General features: G+C 59.4%; 1 pseudogene. It reads left to right on the top strand.

The features are described from left to right. Positions 1-406, top strand: a pseudogene (locus P0G09_RS15815) (rRNA large subunit methyltransferase I); the annotation flags it as partial.

Here is a 406-nt window from a genome sequence, read left to right as displayed (position 1 = left end):
TCAACAAACACGCCGAGGGTCTGCTGGTGGGCGGCCACCCCTGGGTGTACGAAAACGACATCCTGGGTACCCCGGAAGCAGAGCCTGAAAACGGCACGCTGGTCGATGTAGTCAGCACAATGGGTGCCTATCTTGGCACCGGTTTTCTCTCACTGAAAAGCAAGATCCGGGTGCGGCTCATCTCCCGCAACGCCAACGACACCTTCGATGCCGCTTTCTGGAAGCGCCGTGTCGAATACGCTTGGGCCTACCGCAAGACTGTGCTGGAGCCCGCCGACCTGACCGCCAGCCGTGTCATCTTTGGCGAGGCTGACCAGTTCCCGGGCCTGACTGTGGACCGGTTCAACAATATCCTTGTCACCCAGACCCTGAGCGTGGGCATGGAAAATCTCAAGCCCATCCTCTT

It is taken from the genome of Faecalibacterium sp. DFI.5.82, assembly GCF_029076575.1.
GTDB lineage: Bacteria > Bacillota > Clostridia > Oscillospirales > Ruminococcaceae > Faecalibacterium > Faecalibacterium duncaniae.
The sequence above is the reverse complement of the archived record's forward strand: the minus strand, read 5'-3'. Positions and strand labels throughout refer to the sequence as shown.